This window comes from Marinomonas sp. SBI8L (genome assembly GCF_001624705.1).
Taxonomy (GTDB): domain Bacteria; phylum Pseudomonadota; class Gammaproteobacteria; order Pseudomonadales; family Marinomonadaceae; genus Marinomonas.
This window is the reverse complement of the sequence record NZ_JSEO01000014.1, coordinates 49,289-71,608: the sequence shown is the minus strand read 5'-3', so window position 1 is coordinate 71,608 and position 22,320 is coordinate 49,289. Positions and strand designations below refer to the sequence as shown.

Annotated in this window: 25 protein-coding genes; 14 read left to right on the top strand and 11 right to left on the bottom strand. The window is 40.9% G+C overall.

What is annotated here, in order from left to right:
* Nucleotides 1–26: 26 nt before the first annotated feature.
* Both OA91_RS19070 and OA91_RS19065 read left to right on the top strand, forming a co-directional pair.
* Nucleotides 27–311, top strand: a complete 285-nt coding sequence (locus OA91_RS19070; RefSeq protein WP_063336834.1) for a hypothetical protein — start codon at nucleotides 27–29, stop codon at nucleotides 309–311.
* 25 nt (nucleotides 312–336) lie between these two features.
* Nucleotides 337–1,131 (top strand): class I SAM-dependent methyltransferase, encoded by a 795-nt coding sequence (locus tag OA91_RS19065; protein WP_063336835.1) that lies wholly within the window; start codon nucleotides 337–339, stop codon nucleotides 1,129–1,131.
* A 12-nt stretch (nucleotides 1,132–1,143) separates the two neighbouring features.
* On the opposite strand, the gene OA91_RS19060 is transcribed toward OA91_RS19065, so the two are convergent.
* Nucleotides 1,144–1,359, bottom strand: a complete 216-nt coding sequence (locus OA91_RS19060) for a SlyX family protein (RefSeq protein ID WP_046018580.1) — start codon at nucleotides 1,357–1,359, stop codon at nucleotides 1,144–1,146.
* Between the two features lie 274 nt (nucleotides 1,360–1,633).
* On the opposite strand from OA91_RS19060, the gene OA91_RS24750 reads away from it, so the two are divergent.
* The gene (locus OA91_RS24750) at nucleotides 1,634–2,110 is read left to right on the top strand and encodes a cold-shock protein (RefSeq protein ID WP_046018581.1); all 477 of its coding nucleotides are present in this window, start codon (nucleotides 1,634–1,636) and stop codon (nucleotides 2,108–2,110) included.
* Nucleotides 2,111–2,132: 22 nt separating this feature from the next.
* Nucleotides 2,133–2,627 carry a thiol peroxidase gene (gene tpx, locus OA91_RS19050; RefSeq protein ID WP_046018582.1) on the top strand — a complete coding sequence of 165 codons (495 nt, stop codon included), beginning with the start codon at nucleotides 2,133–2,135 and terminating at the stop codon, nucleotides 2,625–2,627.
* A 90-nt stretch (nucleotides 2,628–2,717) separates the two neighbouring features.
* On the opposite strand, the gene OA91_RS19045 is transcribed toward tpx, so the two are convergent.
* The 5 genes from OA91_RS19045 to dapE all read right to left on the bottom strand — a co-directional run bounded on the left by OA91_RS19045 (nucleotide 2,718) and on the right by dapE (nucleotide 5,722).
* Nucleotides 2,718–3,350, bottom strand: coding sequence for an HD domain-containing protein (locus tag OA91_RS19045; protein WP_063336836.1), 633 nt, complete (start codon nucleotides 3,348–3,350; stop codon nucleotides 2,718–2,720).
* A gap of 78 nt (nucleotides 3,351–3,428) precedes the next feature.
* Nucleotides 3,429–3,809 carry an aspartate 1-decarboxylase gene (gene panD, locus OA91_RS19040; protein ID WP_046018584.1) on the bottom strand — a complete coding sequence of 127 codons (381 nt, stop codon included), beginning with the start codon at nucleotides 3,807–3,809 and terminating at the stop codon, nucleotides 3,429–3,431.
* An 84-nt stretch (nucleotides 3,810–3,893) separates the two neighbouring features.
* Entirely contained in the window at nucleotides 3,894–4,268 is a 375-nt protein-coding gene (locus tag OA91_RS19035) for a hypothetical protein (protein WP_063336837.1), read from the bottom strand.
* A gap of 5 nt (nucleotides 4,269–4,273) precedes the next feature.
* A complete protein-coding gene (locus OA91_RS19030; RefSeq protein WP_063336838.1) occupies nucleotides 4,274–4,570 on the bottom strand; it encodes a hypothetical protein in 297 nt (98 codons plus the stop codon).
* A gap of 15 nt (nucleotides 4,571–4,585) precedes the next feature.
* Nucleotides 4,586–5,722: a succinyl-diaminopimelate desuccinylase gene (gene dapE / locus OA91_RS19025; protein ID WP_063336839.1), complete on the bottom strand. Its 1,137-nt coding sequence runs from the start codon at nucleotides 5,720–5,722 to the stop codon at nucleotides 4,586–4,588.
* Nucleotides 5,723–5,808: 86 nt separating this feature from the next.
* Between dapE and OA91_RS19020 the strand changes: the two genes are divergently transcribed.
* Nucleotides 5,809–6,036 carry a hypothetical protein gene (locus tag OA91_RS19020; protein WP_046018588.1) on the top strand — a complete coding sequence of 76 codons (228 nt, stop codon included), beginning with the start codon at nucleotides 5,809–5,811 and terminating at the stop codon, nucleotides 6,034–6,036.
* Nucleotides 6,037–6,046: 10 nt separating this feature from the next.
* Here the strand turns inward: OA91_RS19020 and OA91_RS19015 are convergent, their stop codons facing one another.
* The 5 genes from OA91_RS19015 to map form a co-directional block, all read right to left on the bottom strand.
* Complete coding sequence (locus OA91_RS19015; RefSeq protein ID WP_063336840.1) at nucleotides 6,047–6,391, bottom strand: ArsC family reductase; 345 nt, start codon at nucleotides 6,389–6,391, stop codon at nucleotides 6,047–6,049.
* 56 nt (nucleotides 6,392–6,447) lie between these two features.
* Nucleotides 6,448–7,485 carry a 2,3,4,5-tetrahydropyridine-2,6-dicarboxylate N-succinyltransferase gene (dapD, locus tag OA91_RS19010; protein WP_046018590.1) on the bottom strand — a complete coding sequence of 346 codons (1,038 nt, stop codon included), beginning with the start codon at nucleotides 7,483–7,485 and terminating at the stop codon, nucleotides 6,448–6,450.
* Nucleotides 7,486–7,640: 155 nt separating this feature from the next.
* On the bottom strand, nucleotides 7,641–8,840 hold the full coding sequence (gene dapC / locus OA91_RS19005) for a succinyldiaminopimelate transaminase (protein WP_063336841.1): 1,200 nt from the start codon (nucleotides 8,838–8,840) through the stop codon (nucleotides 7,641–7,643).
* A 10-nt stretch (nucleotides 8,841–8,850) separates the two neighbouring features.
* A complete protein-coding gene (gene glnD / locus OA91_RS19000; protein WP_063336842.1) occupies nucleotides 8,851–11,535 on the bottom strand; it encodes a [protein-PII] uridylyltransferase in 2,685 nt (894 codons plus the stop codon).
* A 45-nt stretch (nucleotides 11,536–11,580) separates the two neighbouring features.
* On the bottom strand, nucleotides 11,581–12,435 hold the full coding sequence (map, locus tag OA91_RS18995; RefSeq protein ID WP_197477846.1) for a type I methionyl aminopeptidase: 855 nt from the start codon (nucleotides 12,433–12,435) through the stop codon (nucleotides 11,581–11,583).
* Between the two features lie 310 nt (nucleotides 12,436–12,745).
* On the opposite strand from map, the gene rpsB reads away from it, so the two are divergent.
* The 9 genes from rpsB (at nucleotide 12,746) to bamA (ending at nucleotide 22,310) form a co-directional block, all read left to right on the top strand.
* A complete protein-coding gene (rpsB, locus tag OA91_RS18990; RefSeq protein ID WP_046018593.1) occupies nucleotides 12,746–13,483 on the top strand; it encodes a 30S ribosomal protein S2 in 738 nt (245 codons plus the stop codon).
* 80 nt (nucleotides 13,484–13,563) lie between these two features.
* Nucleotides 13,564–14,424: a translation elongation factor Ts gene (tsf, locus tag OA91_RS18985; protein WP_063336843.1), complete on the top strand. Its 861-nt coding sequence runs from the start codon at nucleotides 13,564–13,566 to the stop codon at nucleotides 14,422–14,424.
* 136 nt (nucleotides 14,425–14,560) lie between these two features.
* On the top strand, nucleotides 14,561–15,283 hold the full coding sequence (gene pyrH / locus OA91_RS18980) for a UMP kinase (protein WP_063336844.1): 723 nt from the start codon (nucleotides 14,561–14,563) through the stop codon (nucleotides 15,281–15,283).
* A 7-nt stretch (nucleotides 15,284–15,290) separates the two neighbouring features.
* Entirely contained in the window at nucleotides 15,291–15,848 is a 558-nt protein-coding gene (gene frr / locus OA91_RS18975; RefSeq protein WP_046018596.1) for a ribosome recycling factor, read from the top strand.
* A 61-nt stretch (nucleotides 15,849–15,909) separates the two neighbouring features.
* Nucleotides 15,910–16,656 carry an isoprenyl transferase gene (locus OA91_RS18970; protein WP_046018597.1) on the top strand — a complete coding sequence of 249 codons (747 nt, stop codon included), beginning with the start codon at nucleotides 15,910–15,912 and terminating at the stop codon, nucleotides 16,654–16,656.
* A gap of 2 nt (nucleotides 16,657–16,658) precedes the next feature.
* Nucleotides 16,659–17,462 (top strand): phosphatidate cytidylyltransferase, encoded by an 804-nt coding sequence (locus OA91_RS18965; RefSeq protein ID WP_063336845.1) that lies wholly within the window; start codon nucleotides 16,659–16,661, stop codon nucleotides 17,460–17,462.
* Nucleotides 17,462–18,637, top strand: coding sequence for a 1-deoxy-D-xylulose-5-phosphate reductoisomerase (gene ispC / locus OA91_RS18960; protein WP_063336846.1), 1,176 nt, complete (start codon nucleotides 17,462–17,464; stop codon nucleotides 18,635–18,637). The genes OA91_RS18965 and ispC overlap by 1 nt, the downstream gene beginning before the upstream one ends.
* On the top strand, nucleotides 18,634–19,980 hold the full coding sequence (gene rseP / locus OA91_RS18955; protein WP_063336847.1) for an RIP metalloprotease RseP: 1,347 nt from the start codon (nucleotides 18,634–18,636) through the stop codon (nucleotides 19,978–19,980). The genes ispC and rseP overlap by 4 nt, the downstream gene beginning before the upstream one ends.
* A gap of 11 nt (nucleotides 19,981–19,991) precedes the next feature.
* Nucleotides 19,992–22,310 (top strand): outer membrane protein assembly factor BamA, encoded by a 2,319-nt coding sequence (bamA, locus tag OA91_RS18950; protein ID WP_231870411.1) that lies wholly within the window; start codon nucleotides 19,992–19,994, stop codon nucleotides 22,308–22,310.
* Nucleotides 22,311–22,320 lie beyond the last annotated feature (10 nt).

The window sequence follows — 22,320 nt, the reverse complement described above, 5'->3', positions numbered from 1 at the left end:
CTTATAATCTTGAGGTCGCGCTTGTTATGCAAATAAATACGCGTTTTCCAGTTGTTTCGGATGCAGGTCGCTCTAAAGTTAAGCCGACGTTACCTGCTGTTGCTGAACCTGTTAGCGCCCCTCAGTTTTCATTACCTGCAAGCCCAGTGTCTAGCTTTGAGCATGCCCGGCAGAGTCAGGGCGCCAAATTTAGTCGTGTTGAAGGTTTAGATAGAGCGGTACAGGAAGCGATAGCAAGCTATCAGGCTACACAATCTATGGCTGCAGACAATCCGAAAAACTACCTTATTGGCGTTGATACTTTCGCTTAATCTTTTATTTATATTGTAACTCTTCATGACTCAATCTCTTGCTGTAAGTGCGCTAGAGCCTTTTTACAATGAGGCTGCTAAAACCTTAGCTAAATCTCTTGAACTTGATTTTTTCTCTGTTAAAACACCGCTTAAATTTGTTAATCAGTATGATTATCTTTTACTTGTTTCTGACCATGTTTCAATTGCAAGAACCGGTAAAGGGGCTCCTGCTCCTGTAAAAGTTGATTTTACGAGTGGTGCTGTTGCACACAGGCGTAAATTTGGTGGAGGTAAAGGGCAAGATATCGCTAAAGCTGTGGGTTTAAATAAGCGGGCAGATATTAGTGTATTTGATGCGACGGCAGGGCTTGGGCGAGATGCATTTGTGTTGGCTACACTTGGCTGTAAAGTGACCTTATTTGAACGTGTTCCTTTTGTTAGAGCTTTACTTGAGTCAGGTTTGAATGCTGCCCGTTATCATGAAGAGGTTGCTGATATTATGGCACGTATGAGGCTTGCCCCTTCTACTTTAGCTGATTACATAGGCGAGTCTGTAGATGTTGTCTATTTAGATCCTATGTATCCACATACGGAAAAATCTGCAGCAGCCAAAAAGGAAATGGCATTTTTTAGAGATCTTATTGGTCATGATGAGGATGCTGATGCGCTTTTGCCCTTAGCCTTGGAGAAGGCTAAGTACCGTGTTGTTGTTAAGCGTCCGAAAGGTGCTCCCTACCTAGATTTGAAAAAGCCAACCTATCAACTAGATGGGAAATCTGGGCGCTTTGATATCTATGTTTTAAAATCACTTGATTCAAGTGAAAATAATGCGTTTTAACTTTATTGAAGACTAGTAGTGTGGCGGTATTTCGTTCTCAGAGTTTATGCCTTGTTGGCTGCGGTATGACTCAAGCAGGCGCCCCAAAAGCTGTACTTTTTCTTGTAACATGAGTAGATCTTTTTGTTGCTGAGAAACCACCTGATTTAAGCTTTCTATCGTATCTTCCTGATACAGTACTTTGAATTCTAAGTCATTGATGCGCTCGTTGATTTCTGTAGTGTTCATTCGTACCATCTGTATGTTAATCTTATGACGTTAAGCTCTTGAGTTTGCCGTGTTGATAAAAGTTTTAACAATAAATTGTCGATTCTTTTAGGCAGCATTTCTATTTTTGTACCAAAAGCGAGTCCCGCTATTATAGGGGGTTATGCGTGGAATCTAAATGGCAATCATGGGTGCTTTGTATAGCAAGTTATATTTTTTTATTTTACCACCAATGCTGGCCTCGATAATGCCGGATAAAGTGGGTTTTTCATTTCACTGTTAAAAGAGAAATTTTATGAATGACAACCAAGATAATGAAGTAAGTAGCAGCACGACATCTGCCACTCCTTCTGTATTTTCATTACGTGCTTTTGTGGCAAGTATCATTATTGCTTTAGTTATGCCATTGCTAATGGCTGCCGTTTTACAGGAAGATCTAGGTACTAACTTCCTTGTGTATTTTGCTTTTGTTTTTGTTGCATCTTATCTAGGTGCCGTTTTGGGTGGCGAGTCTAAAGCCTCTACTAATTCTTCGTCAGAAGAAGAGGAAGAGGATGATGACCGTGAAGAAGGGACTGTTAAATGGTTTAACTCTTCAAAAGGTTTTGGTTTCTTAACTCGTAATAATGGTGAGGACGTTTTTGTTCATTACCGTGCTATCCGTGGCCGTGGTCGCCGCTTCCTAATTGAAGGCCAACAAGTTCGTTTTTATGTGACTGAAGGCGAAAAAGGTAAGCAAGCTGAGAACGTATCTATTTTACGTAACGGTTAATTAACTTTTAAAGGATAGTGTTATGGCAAGTGTTACTCTAAAGGGAAATCCATTTGAAACTGTTGGGCAATTGCCTGAAGTATCGTCAAAAGCGCCTGATTTTGAATTGGTTAAAACAGACTTGTCTGTTGTTACTTTAGCTGACTATCAAGGCCAGAAATTGGTGTTGAATATATTTCCTTCAATTGATACGCCAACTTGCGCAACATCAGTGCGTAAATTTAATGAAGCGGCAGCGTCTTTAAAAGATGTGACAGTATTATGTGTTTCTGCTGATTTACCTTTTGCTGCTGCTCGTTTTTGTGGTGCTGAAGGGATTGATAATGTTGATACAGGATCTAGCTTCCGCTCAAGCTTTGGTGATGATTACGGCGTCGATTTTAAGACGGGGCCTTTAGTGGGTCTGACTTCTCGTGCGCTTGTTGTTATCAATGAGCAAGGTGAAGTAATTCATACTGAACAAGTTGCTGAGACAGCTGATGAGCCAAACTATGATGCAGCACTTGCTGTTTTATAGGCTCATCTGAAGCAAAAAAAGCCAGCCCAATGGGCTGGTTTTTTTGTGCCTGAAATTTACTTTATCAGATCTCTATTGGTTCATCATTTGTTAGTAGCTGATCTCACTCTGTAGTTGTTCCAAAAAGCCTTGCATATATTCACTGCGTTTATCGGCTTCTTTTCTCGCGGATTGACAGTGCATTGTATTTTTTATTTTTAAAAGCTTTTGATAAAAATGATCAAGAGTGAAGGTTTTATCATCGATTTCTCTTGTGTTGCAGAATGGATCATCAGGTGCATAAAGTGGGCGCTTTATTTGACTGCTAACTTGTAAGCATCTTGCTATGCCGATAGCACCTAATGCATCGAGTCTATCTGCGTCCTGAACTATTTTTGCTTCTAGTGTGGATGGTGTGATGTTAGCGCTATAGCTATGACAGCAAATGGCATGGTGTATCGCTTGATAATGTTCTGCTGGGTATTGAATGCTGGTTAGAAAGCTAATGGCTTTGTCTGCTGCAAGTTGTGATGCTTGAGCCCTTTGCGGATGATCTTTAGGTAGAGATAAACAATCGTGTAGCCATGCTGCAGGTAATACGACAGCTTCGATTGCACCTTCTTGCTGACAAAGTTTAGACGCATTTTTAACGACTCTTAAAACGTGTTGATAATCATGGGCTAAGTCAGTTTGCATTTCTGCTTGAATGAAAGCGGCAAAGGCGGGTTCAAATTGAGAAAGCAAGGTTTTCTCCTTGGGGGTGGGCTATAAAAAAACGCCAAACGAAAATTCGCTTGACGTTTTTTTATAAAGATTTACGTGTTATGCCACTTGTACCGGAATGGTGTTAGTGCTGCGCTCAACGCTGTTATCTTCGTTTAAATAGACTAGTTTAGGTTCAAACTCATCTGCTTCTTTCTCGTCCATATCAGCATAAGCGGCAATAATGATTCTATCGCCAACTTGCACACGGCGAGCGGCAGCACCGTTCATCGAGATAGTGCCAGAGCCTGCTTCGGCTAAAATAACATAAGTATGGAAACGCTCACCATTGCTTACGTTATAGATATCAATTTTTTCAAACTCACGAAGACCTGCTAGTTTGACAAGGTCGCTATCGATAGCGCATGAACCGTCATACCAGAGTTCGGCTTGAGTAACGCAAGCCATGTGAAGTTTGCCTTTAAGCAGGGTAATTTGCATGTTTTTTCTCTCTATATTTCTTTACCGGACTAGTTGTGTAGCCGTTAGTTAAAAGCGGGGTCATGCCCTAGCTTTAATAAAAAATTAGCGCCAAATAAATGGGCCTTCTTCATATTGGTTTATATGCCACCATTGATCAGGATCTTGCTCCTCCACTTCGCTCCAGCTGCCAATATTACATCTAATTTCGCAGTTTAGAGCTTGGTAAGCCGCTTTAGCGCATTCTACATCATCTTTCCAAGGTGTTTTGTCTGAATTCAACCAAACCGAAGTGAAGCGTTTTCCAGCAGCTTCTTCGAGTATTTGAATTTCAAACTCAGCACCATTAATTGAAGCATTAAGACTTATTAAGTTTTTATTTAAGGCTTTTTGGTCAATGATTTCAAAGTGAGTCTGCAACCACTCAAAAATTTTGTCCTTGTTGCAAGAAAGCAGGTAAATTTCAATATCTGGCTGCATTGTGCTTAATGATCCTTGTTATTAATCATATGGTATAGGCGAAGTAAGCTCATCGATAGGTAGCCAAAAAGCGCCATGATTATGCCAATGCCCGCTATGATAACACCGAGGAGTGCTATCATCTCTTGTTGAAGTGAATTTGCTAGTACTCTATCGGAAATAATGAGTATTAAGGCTCCGAATAAAAACACTAATATACCTTGTAAAAGGCGTGCAAAAGCAAGTTTAGGGTTATTTCCTAAACGTAAGGCAAGTTGATGAACTTGCCTTCTAAACTTGAGGAAGGTTTTTCTTTGGCTCATGGCTGGCAAATTAAACTATAGGAAAAGATTTTCCAAGGTTTTTCGATAAATATTCGTCAGCTGGTTTAAGCTCTCTGCCTCAACACATTCATTGATCTGATGTATGGTCGCATTGATAGGGCCAAGTTCAACCACCTGTGTTCCCATTTGTGCGATAAACCTACCGTCTGATGTGCCACCTGATGTAGAAAGTTCAGGTGTAATGTTCACGCTATCTTCAACAGATTTAACAATGGCATCGACTAGTTCTCCAGGGCGAGTAAGGAAAGGTAGGCCGTTATAGGTCCACTCAATGTCGTATTTGACACCGTGCTTTTCGAGAATCGCTAGAATACGAGTTTTTATCTTGTCAAAGTCTAACTCAGATGAAAAACGTAAATTGAATTGAGTGTTTAATGTGCCTGGTACCACATTGGTTGCGCCGGTTCCAGAATTGATATTGGAAACTTGGAAGCTGGTAGGTGGGAAGTAGTCATTACCTTCGTCCCAATGTGTTTCTGAAAGTTCTGCGATAACAGGTGCTGCGATATGTATTGGGTTTTGGGCTAGGTGTGGGTAAGCCACATGCCCTTGTTTACCATAAATGGTTAGGTTGCCACTAAATGAGCCACGACGACCATTTTTGATTATATCACCCAGTTGGTTTGTACTGGATGGCTCACCAACAATGCACCAGTCAACTTTCTCTTTGCGCTCGATAAGGGCATCCACTACACGTGTGGTTCCGTCTACAAATGGACCTTCTTCATCGCTTGTAATTAAAAAAGAAATTTGTCCTTGGTGATCTGGGTTGGCGTTAACAAACTCTTCGACAGCAACTACCATGGACGCTAGACTACCTTTCATGTCTGCTGCACCACGGCCATAGAGTTTTCCATCAATGATTTTTGGCTCAAAAGGAGGGTTGATCCATTCTGACTCAGGGCCTGTCGGTACAACATCAGTATGACCTGCAAAGCAAAGATTTGGGCCCGAGCTTCCTCGCTTAGCATAAAAGTTTTTCACTTCGCCAAATGGCATCTTTTCTATTTCGAAGCCAAGTTTTTCTAAGCGTTGAATCATGACATCTTGGCAGCCTGCATCTTCTGGTGTTACAGAAGGGCGAGATATGAGGTCAAATGCAAGTTCTAAAGTGGAGGACAAGTTAGTCATAGTGGTCTTTTCTTTACCTTAGGTCGAAGTTTTTGTTACTTTTAAGTATGTTTGCTAGGATACAGCTCGAATTACGAGGCCTTTTTATGAAAAATCTATTAATTTTATCTAGCCTATTTTTATTGACCGCCTGTGGTGTGCAAACATATGAAACAGGTTATGCAAGAACAAGTAACCAATATGTACCATTAATTATGTCTGATGAAGCGGGTAATGGTACTGCGCCGGTTGTTAATGTTTGCGGGCAGGGTGCTTATACAGCTTACTTAAATAACGTTTATCGCTGCGCCTATGCACCAGTGATTCTTCCTTGAAGATAAACGGTTAATTAAATATTGTTTCGTATTCAGCAGCTTTAAAGCCTAAAGTTGCTTTATTGTTATGAATTAATAAAGGGCGTTTTATCATAGCGGGTTGAGCTAAAACTGCTTCTATAGCTTGAGCATCATTCATATTGTTTTTTGTGCCTTCATCTAATGCTCGCCATGTTGTTCCGCGTTTATTGATGATCTTTTCCCACCCAAATTCTGCTATCCATTGGCTGATAAATTCCTTTTCTAGCCCGTCTTTACGATAGTCATGAAAGTTAAATTCAATCTCATTTTGAGTTAACCAGGTCATGGCTTTTTTCATGGTGTCGCAATTTTTTATGCCGTAAATGCTTGTCATTGTCTGCCTTATTATTCAATAAAAGCGCGACCATATTTGATCGCGCTAGATAATGCTTAGTTGTTAGCGTGAAGCTCTTCGTTCAAGCTGACAGCAGATTTATTGGTACGACATTCAACCGCACCTGTTTCTGAGTTGCGAATGAATAGAAGGTCAGATTTGCCAGATAGTTCACGAGCTTTAACTGTAGCGACTACGTTACGGTTTTCATCACGAACGAGAACTTTCTGTCCAGCAGTGATGTACAGACCTGCTTCTACTGTGCAGCGATCGCCAAGACCGATACCGATACCCGCATTCGCACCAACTAGGCATTTTTCACCGACACCGATAATGATCTCGCCGCCGCCAGATAGTGTACCCATAGTGGAGCAACCAGCACCTAGGTCTGAACCTTCTCCAATTACAACGCCAGCAGAGATACGGCCTTCGATCATAGAGTTACCTAAAGTACCTGCATTAAAGTTGCAGAATCCTTCATGCATTACCGTTGTGCCTTCACCAAGATGTGCACCAAGGCGAATACGAGCAGCATTACCAATACGAATGCCTGATGGCACAACAAAGTTAGCCATTTTAGGGAACTTATCAACACTAAATACTTCGATTGTACGGCCTTCCATACGAGCGCTTAGTTGACGATCTGCTAGTTCTCTAACGTCGATAGGACCGTCGCTTGTCCAAGCTGTATTAATTAATAGACCGAACATGCCTGTTAAGTTTGTGCTGTGGGGCTTAATTACACGATGAGAGATTAGTTGAAGCTTTAAGTAAACTTCAGCTGGGTTGCTTGGTGCTTCATCTTTGCTTAGTAGGCAAAGAATGACAGGTTGAGTTGATGCTTTTAGGCGTGATGCAAGCTCAGCTTGTTCAATGTTGCCAGCTTTCAGTAGACTCATGTGAAGGCGGTTAAGATCGCTTTCATCAAGTACAATAGTGTCATTGCCTTCTGTATAGCTAGTGCTTTCAAGGATCGCATCAATAACGGCTTTTTCAGGGTTGATGATAGGGTTTGAGTAAAAAACTTCTAACCACTCACCTTCTGTGTTTTGTGTGCCTATGCCTAAACCTAATGCGAAAAATTGACTGCTCATTAATTAACTCCAACGCGATAAATATAAAGTTAGTTCAGGCTAAGTTGTTTTCAGCTTAACCTGTAAAAGTGAATGCCAGTATGGTATCAGTTTCAATTTAATTTGGCTTTGTTGAAATGATAAAAATACAGGCGTTTATCGATAAAATATTTTACTTATTTTGTGTGCTTTAACATGAAGCGCTTGATGCGAGATGCCGCTTCAACACAATCCTGTGTAGTAGCAACAAGGGCCATGCGTACATGGTTCTTAGCAGGATTAATACCTTCCACTTCTCGAGCAAGGTAACGGCCAGGCAATACTAATACCGCTTCTTCTTGATAAAGTTTTTGGCAGAAAACTTCATCGTCTATATCGAGTTGTGGCCATAGGTAAAAGCCAGCGTCAGGTTTGCTTACCTTCATGACAGGCGTCAGGATTTCTAGTACCTGTTCAAACTTCTCACGATAGAGATTGCGGTTTTCTAATACGTGCTCCTCGTCGTTCCAAGCGCTAATAGAGGCTATTTGGGTTTGCAATGCCATCGCACAGCCATGGTAGGTTCGATAAAGTAAAAAACTGGCGAGAATGTCGGCATCTCCAGCAACAAAGCCAGAGCGTAATCCAGGTAAGTTTGAGCGCTTAGATAAAGAGTGGAAAACGAGGCAGTTTTTATACTCTTGATTATCCAATCTCTGGCAGGCTTCTAATAGGCCTGTTGGCTTTGTATTTTCATCGAAATAGATTTCTGAATAGCATTCATCAGCAATAATGGTGAAATCAAACTCAGCTGACTTTTTAAGGAGGAACTCATAGTCTTTTAGTGTTGTGACATAGCCATTAGGGTTGTTCGGAGAACAAGTAAATAAGATTTGAGTGTCTTGCCAAACCTCATCACTTATATCTGTGTAATCAATTTTATAATTTTGCTCTGGATTACCGGCTAAAAAGTGTAGTTTTGCGCCTGCTAAAATCGTTGCACCTTCATAGATTTGATAAAAGGGGTTTGGGCTAATCACTGTTGCATTAGGCTTGGTTGAGTCTACGAGAGTTTGAGTGATGGCAAAAAGTGCTTCACGTGTACCTGTTACGGGTAAAACTTGAGTATCAGGATCTAGTTGACTTAGTTGAAAGCGTTTACTTGCCCAGTTAGCAATGCTTTGTCTCAGTTCTGGGGTTCCTTTAGTGCCTGGATACTTACTAACCTTATCTAAGTTTTGAGCTAGGGTGTCCAATACAAATTGTGGTGCGGGATGTTGTGGTTCACCTATGGTTAGCTTGATTAGCTCAAGGTCTTTATTCGGTGTTATATCGGCTAAAAGCTTAGCGAGCTTTTCAAACGGGTACGGGTGTAATTCATTAATGGATGGATTCATTTCTTCCTCGCTAATTGGCTTGTGAAAATAAGTCGATTTTTTCTTCGAGTTGTTGGCAAAGTTGTTTAATGCGAGCTTCTTCTAAAATTGGCTCACCATTTTTCTCTGTGATGTAAAAAGTGTCTTCCACTCGTTCACCTAGTGTGGCGATTTTGGCTTTATGAAGCATGATGTTTTTAGTCATGAAAAATTGACCTATCATGGCTAATAAGCCAGGACGGTCTGGAGCGATGACATCCATGGCAGACCAAATGTCTTCGGGGTTGTTCTCTAAGCTTACTCTGGCAGCATTATTGAATATTTTAAGAATTCTTGGTGTGTATCTTTGAATTAAGCTTTCGTACAAAGAGGGGGATTCGAGTTGTTCAATTAAGGTGTCTTGAATTAGTTTGATTTTATTAATATCAAGATTCCAATTAGTGTTGCTATCATTATCATCCATGACAACTAGACTATCTAAGCTGTAGTTGTGGGTGGTGATATTGATTTTTGCATCAAGAATGGTGAGGCCTAGTTGCTCTAATGTCGCTGCCGTAACGGCAAATAGATGATCGCTACAGGGGGTGTAGACAAAAATACGGTTTGCTCCAGAGAAATTTCGGCCACCGAGTGACTTGATTGCAACTAGAGGTTTATCGCTTTTGTGATTTAAAATCGCTTCTGTATTCCAAGCAATTTCATCACCACTGGAGCGAATAAAGTATTCATCATCTATGGTTTCCCAAATTTTTTCTGCTTCGCAAATATCAACACGGCGCTCAATCAATACTTCTAACGCTCTTTGTTTATGCTCATCAATCAGCATTTCTGCATCAATTGGAGAGTCTAGTCCGCGTCTTAAGGCACGTTTTGTTTCTAAATAGAGTTGGCGCATTAATGATGCGCGCCAGCTATTCCACATAGCTGGGTTGGTTGCATTAATGTCTGCCACAGTCAGAATGAAAAGGTGGTCTAGGTGTTCTTGATCCTTAACTATGCGAGCGAATTCCCAGATTACTTCGGGATCTGATATATCCTTACGTTGAGCAGTAACAGACATGAGTAGGTGATTTCTAACAAGCCAGACAATGAGCTCCGTATCGTGCTTAGATAAGCTGTGTCTCTCACAAAAGGCTCTAGCATCTTGGCAGCCTAATTCAGAGTGGTCTCCGCCTCGGCCTTTGGCTATGTCGTGATATAAGCCTGCTATGTAAATTAACTCTACCTTAGGTAGGTGGCGAATTGTTTGAGATGAAATTGGAAATTTTTGTTTGTACTCAGGTAACCAAAGTCTGCGCAGGTTTTCCACGAGTTGTAGGGTATGGGCATCGACGGTATAAACGTGGAATAAATCATGCTGCATTTGACCTATGATTGCTTCAAATTCAGGGAGGTAACGCCCCAACACGCCAATGTGTTTCATTGAGCGAAGCAAGCTAGTCATGCCATATGGGCTAGAAATAATGTCCATAAAGAGCTCAGTATTATGTTTGTCGTATCTGAACTCATCATCAATTAGGTCTAGGCTGTTTTGTAGTGCTCGCATTGTATTTGCGCGTAAGCCTTTGATGTCTTCTCTGCTGCCTAAAACAACATAGACTTCAAGAATAGCGGAGGGGGTTTTGCGAAAAACATCCTGATCACGAATATCTAGTTGTCCATTATGAACTTGGAATCTTTCATTAATGATTTCAGTGATATTGCTTTGGTCTGGATATAAGAAAGACTCTTCGAAGTGCTGTAGTAGTAAATCATTTAATTGCTGGATGGCGGCAACACTTTGATAATAGCCTTGCATAAAGTGTTCGACGTTACGTTTAAGGTCGTCGCCAATAAAGCCGAAGGTGCCTGCTAGACTACGTTGATGGTCAAACAATAATCTGTCTTCTTTACGGTTGGTCTCTATATGTAGGGCCCAACGAATACGCCATAAATGGGAGACAGCTTCTTTTAGTCTGTGGTACTCATCCTCAGATAAAAAGGATTTATTAATGAGGGCGCTTAGTCTATGTGTGTGTAGGTGACGTTTGGCAACCCAGTCAATAACTTGCATATCTCTTAACCCACCAGGACACTCTTTTAGGTTGGGTTCTAAGTTATAGGCAGTGTTTTGGTATTTCTCGTGTCTCTGTTCTTGTTCTTTGATTTTTGCTTGGTAAAAAGAGTGGCCATCCCACATGTGTTCAACATCAATAGCAAGCTGTACGTTAGCTAGTAGATCTGGTTCGCCAGCTAGGTGTCGTGATTCAATTAGGTTGGTGATGATGGTGATATCGTCTTGAGCCAGCTTTATGCATTCATCATGGGTGCGAACACTGTGGCCCACGTCTAAATTAATGTCCCACAAAAAAGTGATGAAGGCCTCTAGTTTAAGTTTTAGTGGCTCATCAACTTGATCAATAAGAATGAGTAGGTCGACATCAGACTTTGGATGTAACTCACCACGGCCGTAGCCGCCAACAGCAACTAGGCAAATATCTTTCTCTTTATCTAACCCTTTTGACTGCCAAGCAGTGGCAAGTACTTGGTCAATTAGATTTGCGCGACCTTTTACTAGCCATTCAATGGGGAGTTGTTGGAGGAAAAGTTGATTTAGCGCTTCGCTCTTGGTCTCAATAATCTCTTTGTATCTTGAGACGGGACAGCTTGCTTGACTTAGTTCTTGTTGCTCTTTTTCTGTGAGAGTGGGTAAGTCTATATGTGCAGGGCTGTCCATCTTGGTCCTCTTTGGATTTTGTTTGGTATGGGTTATGACATGGAGTTAACTAAAGTCTTCTTCAGCGCGTTTTGTTAAAATTTCAACGCCGTCTGCGGTTACTAGAAGAGAATGTTCGTACTGGGCTGATAAGCGACCGTCTTTTGTTTTGGCAATCCAATTATCTTGGCCAGAGTGTTTAACCTGCTTTTTACCTGCATTGATCATAGGCTCTATGGTAAAAGTCATGCCTTCTTCGATAACGGCACCTGTCCCCGCTGTGCCGTAATGAGCAACTTGTGGCTCGCCGTGGAACGTTGTGCCAAGACCGTGGCCACAATACTCTTCAACAACTGAGTAGTTGTGTTTGTGCGCATGTGCCGCAATCGCTGCGCCAAGGTCACCAATTCGAACCCCAGGTTTCACCATTTTTATTGCCAAGTAAAGGCACTCTTGAGTGACTTTGCATAAACGTACTAGGTGTTGAGCAGGTTCGCCAGCAAAGAACATGCGGCTAGTGTCACCATAGTAACCATCTTTAATTACTGTGATATCTATGTTGACCGCATCACCTTTTTTTAAGGCTTTAGCATTTGGGATGCCGTGACAAATAACATCATTTACTGATGTGCAAATAGAGTTCGGGAAGCCGTGATAGTTAAGTGGGGCTGGGATGGCACCTTGCTCTGAAACTATGTAATTGTGGGCAATAATGTCTAGTTGGTCAGTAGTGACGCCTGGCACAACATAAGGGAGTAGCATCTCTAATACTTCAGCGGCTAAACGGCCAGCAGTGCGCATTCCTTCAATGTCTGCAATGTCAGTAAATCGAGTTGCTGCAGTTTTAGGGGTCCATTTTGGCACATCAACTCGGCCATTCTTTGTGAGTTCTTTAATTTGGTTTAAAATTTCGTTGCTCATGATAGAAAATGATGTCTGATTTAAGATGCCTGCTATTCTACATGAGACGGCATGGATATTCCCTCTTTTTACTGACTAAAAACAGAAGAAAAAACGGTCATAGCTAATATCTTCTTTTGATTGTGTTGTAATTGTGGTATAAACACGCCGCTTGAATCTTAATTGCTTTTGATTCAAGTTTAATTAAATAAACCTTAACGACCTTACCACAATTAACTGCCGCTTCTGGGGTGCCAATGGTTGCTTTAAACCTTGTCTGGCTGGAGTAGTAGGTTGGTAAGTGATAAACAACCCAAACAAGGATATTATTATGCCTACAGTTTCTATGCGCGACCTTTTACAAGTCGGCTCTCACTTCGGTCACCAAACTCGTTACTGGAACCCAAAAATGAAACCTTTCATTTTTGGTGCTCGTAACAAGATTCATATCATCAACCTTGAGCACACTGTACCTGCTCTTAACGAAGCGCTTGAGCTAGTTAAGAAAATGGCAGAGAACAAAAACAAAGTTTTGTTCGTTGGTACTAAGCGTGCAGCGTCTAAGACAATGAAAGAACAGGCTCAACGTTCTTCTATGCCTTACGTTAATCACCGTTGGTTAGGTGGTATGTTGACCAACTACAAAACTATCCGTGCTTCTATCAAGCGTCTACGTGACCTTGAAACTCAAATGGGCGACGGTACTTTTGAAAAAATCACTAAGAAAGAAGCTTTGATGCGCACACGTGAGCTTGAAAAACTTGAGCTTTCTATCGGTGGTATCAAGGATATGGGTGGTCTTCCTGATATCCTTTTTGTTGTTGATGTTGATCACGAACGCATCGCAATTAAAGAAGCTAACAAGCTAGGTATCCCAGTAATCGGTGTTGTTGATACTAACAGTAACCCAGATGGCATTGATTATGTAATCCCAGCTAACGATGACGCTATCCGCGCTGTTCAGTTGTATGTAACTGCATTCGCTGATGCTGTTCTTGAAGGTCGCGGTGCGGCTGCAGGATCTGCAGATGAGTTTGTTGAAGTTAGCGAAGCAACTGAAGCTAACTAATTAGGGCTTTCCTAATTTTGAAAGGGGGGCCTAAATGCCCCCTTTTTTAAATTTTAAATTCGTATTAAGAGGATTTACAAATGGCAGCAGTAACTGCGGCAATGGTAAAAGAATTACGTGAGCGTACCGCTCTTGGCATGATGGAGTGCAAAAAAGCACTGACAGCTGCTGGTGGCGATATTGAGCTAGCAATTGAAGAATTGCGTAAAACAAGTGGCATGAAGGCAGCTAAAAAAGCTGGTCGTACTGCCGCTGAAGGTCGTTTGGTTATGCGCGTTGCGCCTGATAACTCTTACGGCATCTTGGTTGAAGTTAATGCTGAAACTGACTTCGCGACTCGTGATGATAGTTTTGGTGCTTTCGCTGAGAAAGTGGCTGATGTTGTTTTTGAAACAAAAGAAACAAACATGGAAGCGCTTTTAGCTGGTGAAATTGGCGAGTTGCGTGAAGTGCTTGTTCAGAAGATCGGTGAAAACATCGCGCCTCGTCGTGCTGTTGTAGTTGAAGGTGGCTTGGTAAGCGGTTATCTACACGGTAACGGTCAAATTGCTGTATTGACTCAGCTGGAAAATGGTTCTGATGAACTAGCTAAAGATGTTGCTATGCACGTTGCAGCTGTTGCTCCACGCGTTGTACGCGGTGAAGATATGCCTGCTGATGTTCTAGCAAAAGAAGAAGAAATTATCCGTGCTCAGCCAGATATGGCAGGCAAACCAGCTGAAATCGTTGATAAAATGATTGTTGGTCGTATGAAGAAATTCTTGGCTGAAAACAGCCTAGTTGAACAGCCTTTCGTTAAAAACCCAGATGTTAAAGTGGGTCAATTGGCTAAAGATGCTGGCGCAACTATCACTTCTTTCGTTCGCCTTGAAGTAGGTGAAGGTATTGAAGTTGAAGAAGTTGATTTTGCTGCAGAAGTTGCGGCTCAGCTTAAAGGTTAATCCTAGCTGATCGACTTCATAAAAAGGGCAGCTAGACTGCCCTTTTTTATAAATATACATCTTACAAAGGTGAATATTTTATATCAGGCTGATTTTTTTGCCTGAATATTAACAATGCCATTACCGGAGATTGAGTATGCCGATTGAAAAAAACGCCAATTATAAAAGAATTTTGTTAAAGCTAAGTGGTGAAGCTTTAATGGGGGACGAAAAGTTTGGTATCGACCCTAAAGTATTGAATAGAATTGCGCTTGAGATTGGCCAATTACGTGGTATAGGTGTTGAAGTTGGTATTGTTATTGGTGGTGGTAACTTATTTCGTGGACAAGCGTTAAGTGAAGCTGGGATGGATCGTGTGACTGGTGACCATATGGGTATGCTAGCAACGGTTATGAATGCCTTGGCAATGCGTGATGCACTCGAAAGAGCAAATATTACAACACGTGTTATGTCTGCAATTACTATGACAGGGATAGTTGAGCCTTATGATCGTCGACGTGCTATGCGTTTGATGAAAGAAGGTGATGTGCTGATTTTCTCTGCAGGCACAGGTAACCCATTCTTCACGACAGACTCTGCTGCATGTTTACGTGGTATTGAAATTGATGCTGATGTCGTTCTAAAAGCGACTAAAGTAGATGGTGTTTATTCTGCTGATCCAATGAAAGATCCAGATGCTGTTAAATATGATACATTAAACTATGACGAAGTATTGGAAAAACAATTAGGAGTCATGGACTTAACTGCAATATGCTTGACTCGCGATCACCATATGCCAATACGTGTATTTAATATGAATAAGCCAGGCGCACTCATTAATGTAATTGTGGGTAGCAATGAAGGCACACTAATTAAGTGAGAAAGTTATGATTGATGAAATTTTGTTAGACTCTGAAGAGCGTATGGGAAAATCTATCACTGCGGTAGAGACAGCATTTAAAAAGATCCGTACTGGTCGTGCTCACCCAAGTATTTTAGATTCAGTTCGTGTTGATTATTATGGCTCAGATACACCTCTTAGCCAGGTTGCAAATATTACTGTAGAAGATGCTCGTACTTTGGGTATTTCTCCATGGGAGAAAAACTTAGTGCCTGAAATCGAAAAAGCAATCATGAAGTCAGATTTAGGCTTAAATCCTTCTACTACTGGTGGTCTGATTCGTATTCCTATGCCAGCTTTGACTGAAGAGACTCGTAAAAACTACTTTAAGCAAGCAAAAGCAGAAGCTGAGAGTGCGCGTGTGTCTATCCGAAATATCCGTCGTGATGCGAATGCTAACTTTAAGTCTTTGGTAAAAGAGAAAGAAATCTCTGAAGATGAAGAGCGTCGTGCACAAGACTTGGTGCAAAAACTGACTGATAAGTATGTTGCTGAAGTGGAAGATCGCTTGGCTAAAAAAGAAAAAGACCTAATGGCAATCTAAAAAACTTAATGGAGCCCTTAGGGCTCCTTTAAGTGTTTTTCTTTAAAATAAGGTTTTGCGTATGTCTGGATCGTCAAACGACGAACTTAGCCATTCTATGGAAGTGGCAGAAAATATTCCTGCCCATATTGCCATAATTATGGATGGTAACAATCGCTGGGCTAAACGAAAGTTTTTACCAAGTCTTGCTGGCCATAAGGCTGGTGCTACGGCTGTGCGCCGTATTGTAGAGGCTTCTGCAAAGACTGGTGTAAAGGTGCTAACGTTATTTGCCTTTTCTAGCGAAAATTGGAAACGGCCTAAAGCAGAAGTTGATGCTCTTATGATGTTGTTTATGCGCTCTTTGAAAAAAGAGTTAAAGCGCATGCATGAGCACAATATTCGACTTAGGGTGATGGGTGATGTGTCAGGTTTTAGTGCTAGTTTACGAGCGCAAATTGCCTACACAGAGCAACAAACTCAAACTAATGAAGGGATGCAATTAGTTATTGCTGCAAATTACGGTGGGCGTGGTGATATCACTCAAGCAGCGCGTCAACTTTGTAAAAAAGTGATTGAGGGTGATTTGTCTATTGAACAAATAGATGAAAATGCGATTTCAGATCAACTTTACCTTTCAGATCTTCCTGACCCAGACCTTATTATACGAACCTCGGGTGAGGAGCGTATTAGTAACTTCTTGTTATGGCAGGCAGCCTATTCGGAGTTTGTTTTTTTACCTGTTCTTTGGCCTGATTTTAATGCTGACGATTTTCAGTATGCGATTGATCTTTATCAGCAGCGCCAAAGACGTTATGGCGGTCGATAATTATGCTTTTACCTAGAGTGCTTAGTGCCATTGTTATGGCAATTGTGTTTGTCTATGTTGTTATTACCTTTAATAAAATCGGTTTTATGCTTTTCACTGGTGCTGTGCTAGTTGTAGCTGCTTGGGAATGGGCAAGGCTTTCAGGTATTACTCGGCAACAAACACGTATTGCTTTTGCTGGTATGGTTGCAACCTTATCTTATGGTGTTGCTATTTTTGATCTGCAACGGGCTATGTTGTGGATTACGCCTGTACTTTGGTGCTTCGCACTCTACTGGGTTATTGCTTACCCTGAAATGAAGGCTTGGAAGGGGCGCTTCTTAAGGTTGTCATTTGGTTTAAGTATTTTGCTAACAACTTGGTGTGCGTTGGCAGTAATAAAACAGGGTGATCAGTTTATTACTTACTTGATTTTGCTTATGGCACTTATTTGGGGAGCAGATACTGGTGCTTATTTCACTGGGCGATTGCTTGGTAAGCGAAAATTAGCGCGACATGTAAGTCCAGGGAAATCTTGGGAAGGTGTAATTGGTGGCCTTGTTGTAACTCAAGTAGGGCTTTTTGTCTTTGCCTCTTACCAGGAGCTTGCTTTGGCTCAAACTCTTATTTTGTCTGCCGTAGGTTTAGTAACAGTAGCTGTCTCTGTGTTGGGTGATTTAACGGAAAGCCTGTTTAAAAGGCACGAAGGTTTGAAAGACTCAAGTAGTCTTATACCTGGTCATGGTGGTGTAATGGACCGAATAGATAGCGTTACTTCTGCAGCACCTATTTTTGTATTGCTCATGATGAACGTGGGATGGCTCTAATGCAAAATATTTGTCTCTTGGGTGCGACTGGTTCGATTGGCTCAAGTACGCTCGATTTAATTTCTCAGCATCCTGATAAGTTTAAACTAATTTCGGCTGCAGCAAATGAAAGTGTTGAGCGTATGGTTGAAATTTGTCATGAATTTCAACCTGAACGCGTTGTTATGGGTTCTGAAAAGGCGCGAGATGCTGTTGCTCATGCCTGCCCCAATTTACCTATTCAGTTTGATTGTAGTGCTGAAGCTATGACTGAAATTGCATCTGAATCTAATGTGGATCAGGTTGTTGCTGCTATTGTTGGTTTTGCTGGCTTAACTTCTACTTTATCTGCTATTCGTGCAGGTAAGCGAGTTTTGTTGGCGAATAAAGAATCTCTTGTCACTGCTGGCAAGCTTTTTATGGATGAAGTTGCTAAGCATAATGTCACTTTAATGCCGATTGATAGCGAGCATAATGCAATCTATCAGTGTCTTCCTCAAAATGAGTCTGGTGCGATAAAAAGATCAGTTGATAAGATTTTATTAACAGCGTCAGGCGGCCCATTTAGAAACTTCAGTAATGAAGAAATGCTATCTGTGACGCCTGAGCAGGCATGTAAGCATCCAAATTGGTCTATGGGGCGTAAAATCTCTGTTGATTCCGCTAGTATGATGAATAAGGGGTTGGAGCTCATTGAGGCTTGCTGGTTATTTGATGTGGAGCCTGATGATATTGAGGTGGTAATTCATCCTCAAAGTATTATTCACTCAATGGTTTCTTATGATGATGGATCTGTCATTGCTCAAATGGGTAACCCTGATATGAAGGTGCCTATTGCTTATGGCATGACCTGGCCTGAGCGAATTACAACCCGAGTTGAGCCGTTAAATTTGTTTGAAATTGCCCAGCTAGACTTTTCAAAACCTGATTTAGATAAATTTCCTAATCTGAGACTTGCTGCTGATGCTTGGTATATAGGTGGCACTGCGATGGCTAGTTTGAATGCAGCAAACGAAATAGCAGTAGATGCTTTTTTGAACAAACGTATTGGTTTTTTGGATATTGCCAAAATAAATACCGAAGTGCTTGAACAAACTGCTGTTTTCCCTGTCACAGATTTGGAAGCTGTATTTGATGCTGATAAAGTGGCGCGTCAAAAAGCAAATGATGTTATTAATTCTAAGGCGTTTTTGTGATTCAGAGTGTACTGTCCATTATTGTTGCTTTAGGTGTGCTTATAACCTTCCATGAGTTCGGTCACTATATAGTAGCGCGTGCTTGTGGTGTGAAGGTGCTTAGGTTTTCAGTTGGTTTTGGTAAGCCAATTTTTAAATGGGTAAATCGCCTCGGCACTGAATTCACTTTGGCGCTTATTCCTCTTGGTGGATACGTCAGAATGTTGGATGAGCGAGAAGGTGATGTACCTGATACGCAAAAACATGAGGCATTTAACAATAAAACGGTTTGGCAACGTATTGCTATTGTTGCAGCAGGGCCCTTAGCTAACTTTTTGTTGGCAATTATTCTTTATGCAGTAGTTGCGCTTCAGGGGATTCAAACGGTTACGCCAATAGTTGGTGGGATAAAAGCAGATTCAATTATTGCTCAATCAAGTTTGCAGGCTGGTGATGAAATTACTTGGATAAACGGTGATAACGTCGCATCTTGGCAACAGGTGAATCTTGCACTTGCAAATTTAATTGGGCAAACAGGTAGTTATTCCTTTAGATATATTCCCAAGGGAAGTTCGACTGAAGTTGAGTCTGATTTCCAGTTGCAAGCTTGGTTGTCAGATTCAGAGCCAGCAGGACTTATCAATGAGTTAGGATTAACTCCTAAGCGACCTCAAATGCCTGCAATCGTCGATAAAGTCTTATCTGATGGCGCAGCTGAATTAGCCGGGCTTAAAGAGAATGATAGGGTCGTTAAGGTTGATGATAATTTAATTGAGGACTGGCAAGAATTTGTCAATATAGTGCAAAAGAGCCCGTTGCAGGCTTTGTCAGTCACTTTGCTGCGAGATAATCAAGAAATAAACCTTATGCTAACGCCAAACTCAAGGGATGTAGAGGGAGTGGCGACAGGTTATGTCGGTTTGATGGTAAAGCCAGTTGTGTTGGACGCATCTTGGTATAAAGAAACTCAGTATGGTTTTTTTGAGTCAATTGCTTATGGGGTCGATCGCTCTGGTCAAATGATCAATTTAACCTTGTTATCTATTTATAAGATGATTAAGGGATTGATCTCAATTGATAACTTATCTGGCCCAATTACTATTGCTAAGGTTGCAAGTGCATCTGCTGAGTCTGGCTTGCAATCATTTTTACAGTTTATGGCTTACTTGAGTATTAGTCTTGGAGTACTTAACTTGCTACCTATTCCTGTATTGGACGGTGGTCATTTGCTGTTTTATTTTGTTGAGGCCGTGCGTAGAAAGCCAGTCTCAGAAAAAGTTCAATATCTAGCTTATCGTATCGGAGCTTCTATGTTATTCGCTTTGATGTTGGTCGCTATTTTTAATGATATCGCCCGTTTGTAGAGAGGTTGTGAGTGAAGTTTGTTTTTACCTTATGTCTAATGTGTTTGAGTTTACCGGCGATTTCTAAAAGTGTTTCTCAAGTCCAAATAAATGGTTTGTTACAAGTGCCTGATGCAAGGGCATTTGAAATGATAGGTTATGAAGAGGGTGTAGAGTATCAGTATGAATCTGTTCATGATGCTATCCAGACCTTATTTACATCCGGCTTTTTTAGCGATATTCAGGTCTACGAAGATCAGGGTGTACTGACTTTTGAAGTATTAGAGAGGCCTTCTATTGGTTTGCTTGTCATTGAAGGGAATGACTTGATACCAACAGAAGATCTAGAAAAGGGTTTAACGCGTTCTTCGTTAGAGGTGGGAGAGTTTTATAAGCCAGATACCTTGAATCAAATTCAGCAAGAGTTACAGCGCCAATATTATGCGCTTGGACGCTATAATGCTGATGTGGAAGTGATTACTGAAGAGATGCCAAGAAATAGAGTGGGTGTCACCATCAATATTGACGAAGGTGAAACCGCTAAAATTGTGCATTTAAATGTAATTGGTAATCAATTTTTTACTGAAGAAGAGATTACTAAAGACTTCCTGTCAATGGAAACTGGCTTTTTTAATCCATTTGGTTCAGGTGATGAATACGCTAAGCCTAAAATCCAGGCAGACTTAGATAATTTGAAAAGCTATTATTTGGATCGTGGCTTCCTAGATTTTGAAATTGTCTCTAGTCAAGTAAGCTTATCCCAAGACAAACAAGATGTTTATATTGTTATTAATATCGAGGAAGGGCCTCAATATTTTATTGATGAAGTTGCATTGAATGGTGAGCTAGTTTTAGAAGAGTCTGAAATATTTGAAAAAATAACCCAAGAAGAAGGTGATGTTTTTTCTAGAGCTAGAGCAACAAAAGACCTGGAAGCCGTGTCAGCATTATTAGGTGATCATGGATATTTGTTTACCAAAGTAAATATTATTCCTGAAAAATTGGAGGGTGATAAAGTTAAGTTAATTTATCACGTGACACCTGGGCCTAAGGTTTATGTTAGACGAATTAACTTTTCGGGTAATTCAGAAACCAGAGATGAAGTATTGCGTCGTCAAATGGTGCAATTCGAAGGAAGTTTAGCTAACCACTCAAGTATTCAGCAATCGAAAAGACGTATTGAACGATTAGGTTATTTTGGTGAGGTTTCTTTAAGAACTATTCCTGTTAAGGGAAGCAGTGACCAAGTTGATATTGATATCTCTGTAGAGGAGCAACCATCTGGCAGCATCCAAGCGAGTATTGGTTACTCTGAAGGGGATGGTATGCAGCTTGGTTTTGGTATTTCCAAACGTAACTTTCTAGGTACGGGTAACAAGGCCTCTTTTAATATTAGTACTTCTGATACTAAAAAAGCTTACACTTTATCTTATGATAATCCATTCTTTACTGTTGATGGCATTAGCCGTGGTTTTGATGTGTTTTATAAAACCACAGATTATGATGAAGATGATGAGGTTGAAGATTATAGTCTTGATAGTTTAGGGGCAACGGTAAGATTTGGTTACCCCATTTCAGATACCCAAAGGTTAACTTTTGGTGTAACTGCTAAGGAAACTAAAGTAAGACTGGGGACAGACCCATCAAATGAAACCAGTGATTATGTTAATCAACATGGCAATAATTTTGATGATGTTATTGGTAGTATTACTTGGAGTGATAGTGACCTAGTGGGCGGTATGTTGCCAACACAAGGGTACTCAACACGTTTGAGTTTAAGTTTAGCGACGCCTATTAGCGATCAAGAATATGGTAAGTTAGATTTGAACTCTCAGAGGTACTGGAATCTTAATGGCTCAAATTTATGGTTGCTAAGATTAAAAGGTAAGTTAGGTTATGGGTTTGGCTATGGTGATTCTGAGCAACTCCCCTTTTATGAGAACTATTATGCAGGTGGGGTTTATTCTGTAAGGGGCTTTGATAGCTCATCTCTCGGGCCTTTGAACTCTTATCCAAGTACTTCATCTGAAACACCTGATGCTTTAGGTGGGAATATTTCTATAACAGGTACTGCTGAATTTATTTTTCCAATGCCTATGGTTGAAGATCATAAATCTGTACGTACTGCCTTTTTTATAGATGCAGGTAACGTTTTTACTGATAACTGTTATAGTGGTAATACAGGTTGTAATGAAGGTGTAGATCTTGCCGAAATTCGCTTTAGTGCTGGTTTTAGTTGGACTTGGGTAACACCTATTGCACCATTATCATTTAACTTAGCAAGAGCGTTAAATGCTAAAACTGGTGATGATATGGATGCTTTTCAATTTCAGCTAGGGACTACATTTTAATAAGGACTCA

Coding starts and splice junctions, on each gene's coding strand:
- dapD (WP_046018590.1), bottom strand. CDS start 7,485: ATGAGCAGTCAATTTTTCGCATTAGGTTTAGGCATAGGCACACAAAAC.
- OA91_RS19035 (WP_063336837.1), bottom strand. CDS start 4,268: ATGCAGCCAGATATTGAAATTTACCTGCTTTCTTGCAACAAGGACAAA.
- pyrH (WP_063336844.1), top strand. CDS start 14,561: ATGCCGATTGAAAAAAACGCCAATTATAAAAGAATTTTGTTAAAGCTA.
- OA91_RS19020 (WP_046018588.1), top strand. CDS start 5,809: ATGAAAAATCTATTAATTTTATCTAGCCTATTTTTATTGACCGCCTGT.
- OA91_RS18970 (WP_046018597.1), top strand. CDS start 15,910: ATGTCTGGATCGTCAAACGACGAACTTAGCCATTCTATGGAAGTGGCA.
- rpsB (WP_046018593.1), top strand. CDS start 12,746: ATGCCTACAGTTTCTATGCGCGACCTTTTACAAGTCGGCTCTCACTTC.
- OA91_RS24750 (WP_046018581.1), top strand. CDS start 1,634: ATGAATGACAACCAAGATAATGAAGTAAGTAGCAGCACGACATCTGCC.
- OA91_RS19060 (WP_046018580.1), bottom strand. CDS start 1,359: ATGAACACTACAGAAATCAACGAGCGCATCAATGACTTAGAATTCAAA.
- tsf (WP_063336843.1), top strand. CDS start 13,564: ATGGCAGCAGTAACTGCGGCAATGGTAAAAGAATTACGTGAGCGTACC.
- glnD (WP_063336842.1), bottom strand. CDS start 11,535: ATGGACAGCCCTGCACATATAGACTTACCCACTCTCACAGAAAAAGAG.
- frr (WP_046018596.1), top strand. CDS start 15,291: ATGATTGATGAAATTTTGTTAGACTCTGAAGAGCGTATGGGAAAATCT.
- dapE (WP_063336839.1), bottom strand. CDS start 5,722: ATGACTAACTTGTCCTCCACTTTAGAACTTGCATTTGACCTCATATCT.
- map (WP_197477846.1), bottom strand. CDS start 12,435: ATGAGCAACGAAATTTTAAACCAAATTAAAGAACTCACAAAGAATGGC.
- OA91_RS19015 (WP_063336840.1), bottom strand. CDS start 6,391: ATGACAAGCATTTACGGCATAAAAAATTGCGACACCATGAAAAAAGCC.
- OA91_RS19070 (WP_063336834.1), top strand. CDS start 27: ATGCAAATAAATACGCGTTTTCCAGTTGTTTCGGATGCAGGTCGCTCT.
- dapC (WP_063336841.1), bottom strand. CDS start 8,840: ATGAATCCATCCATTAATGAATTACACCCGTACCCGTTTGAAAAGCTC.
- OA91_RS18965 (WP_063336845.1), top strand. CDS start 16,659: ATGCTTTTACCTAGAGTGCTTAGTGCCATTGTTATGGCAATTGTGTTT.
- OA91_RS19030 (WP_063336838.1), bottom strand. CDS start 4,570: ATGAGCCAAAGAAAAACCTTCCTCAAGTTTAGAAGGCAAGTTCATCAA.
- ispC (WP_063336846.1), top strand. CDS start 17,462: ATGCAAAATATTTGTCTCTTGGGTGCGACTGGTTCGATTGGCTCAAGT.
- tpx (WP_046018582.1), top strand. CDS start 2,133: ATGGCAAGTGTTACTCTAAAGGGAAATCCATTTGAAACTGTTGGGCAA.
- panD (WP_046018584.1), bottom strand. CDS start 3,809: ATGCAAATTACCCTGCTTAAAGGCAAACTTCACATGGCTTGCGTTACT.
- OA91_RS19065 (WP_063336835.1), top strand. CDS start 337: ATGACTCAATCTCTTGCTGTAAGTGCGCTAGAGCCTTTTTACAATGAG.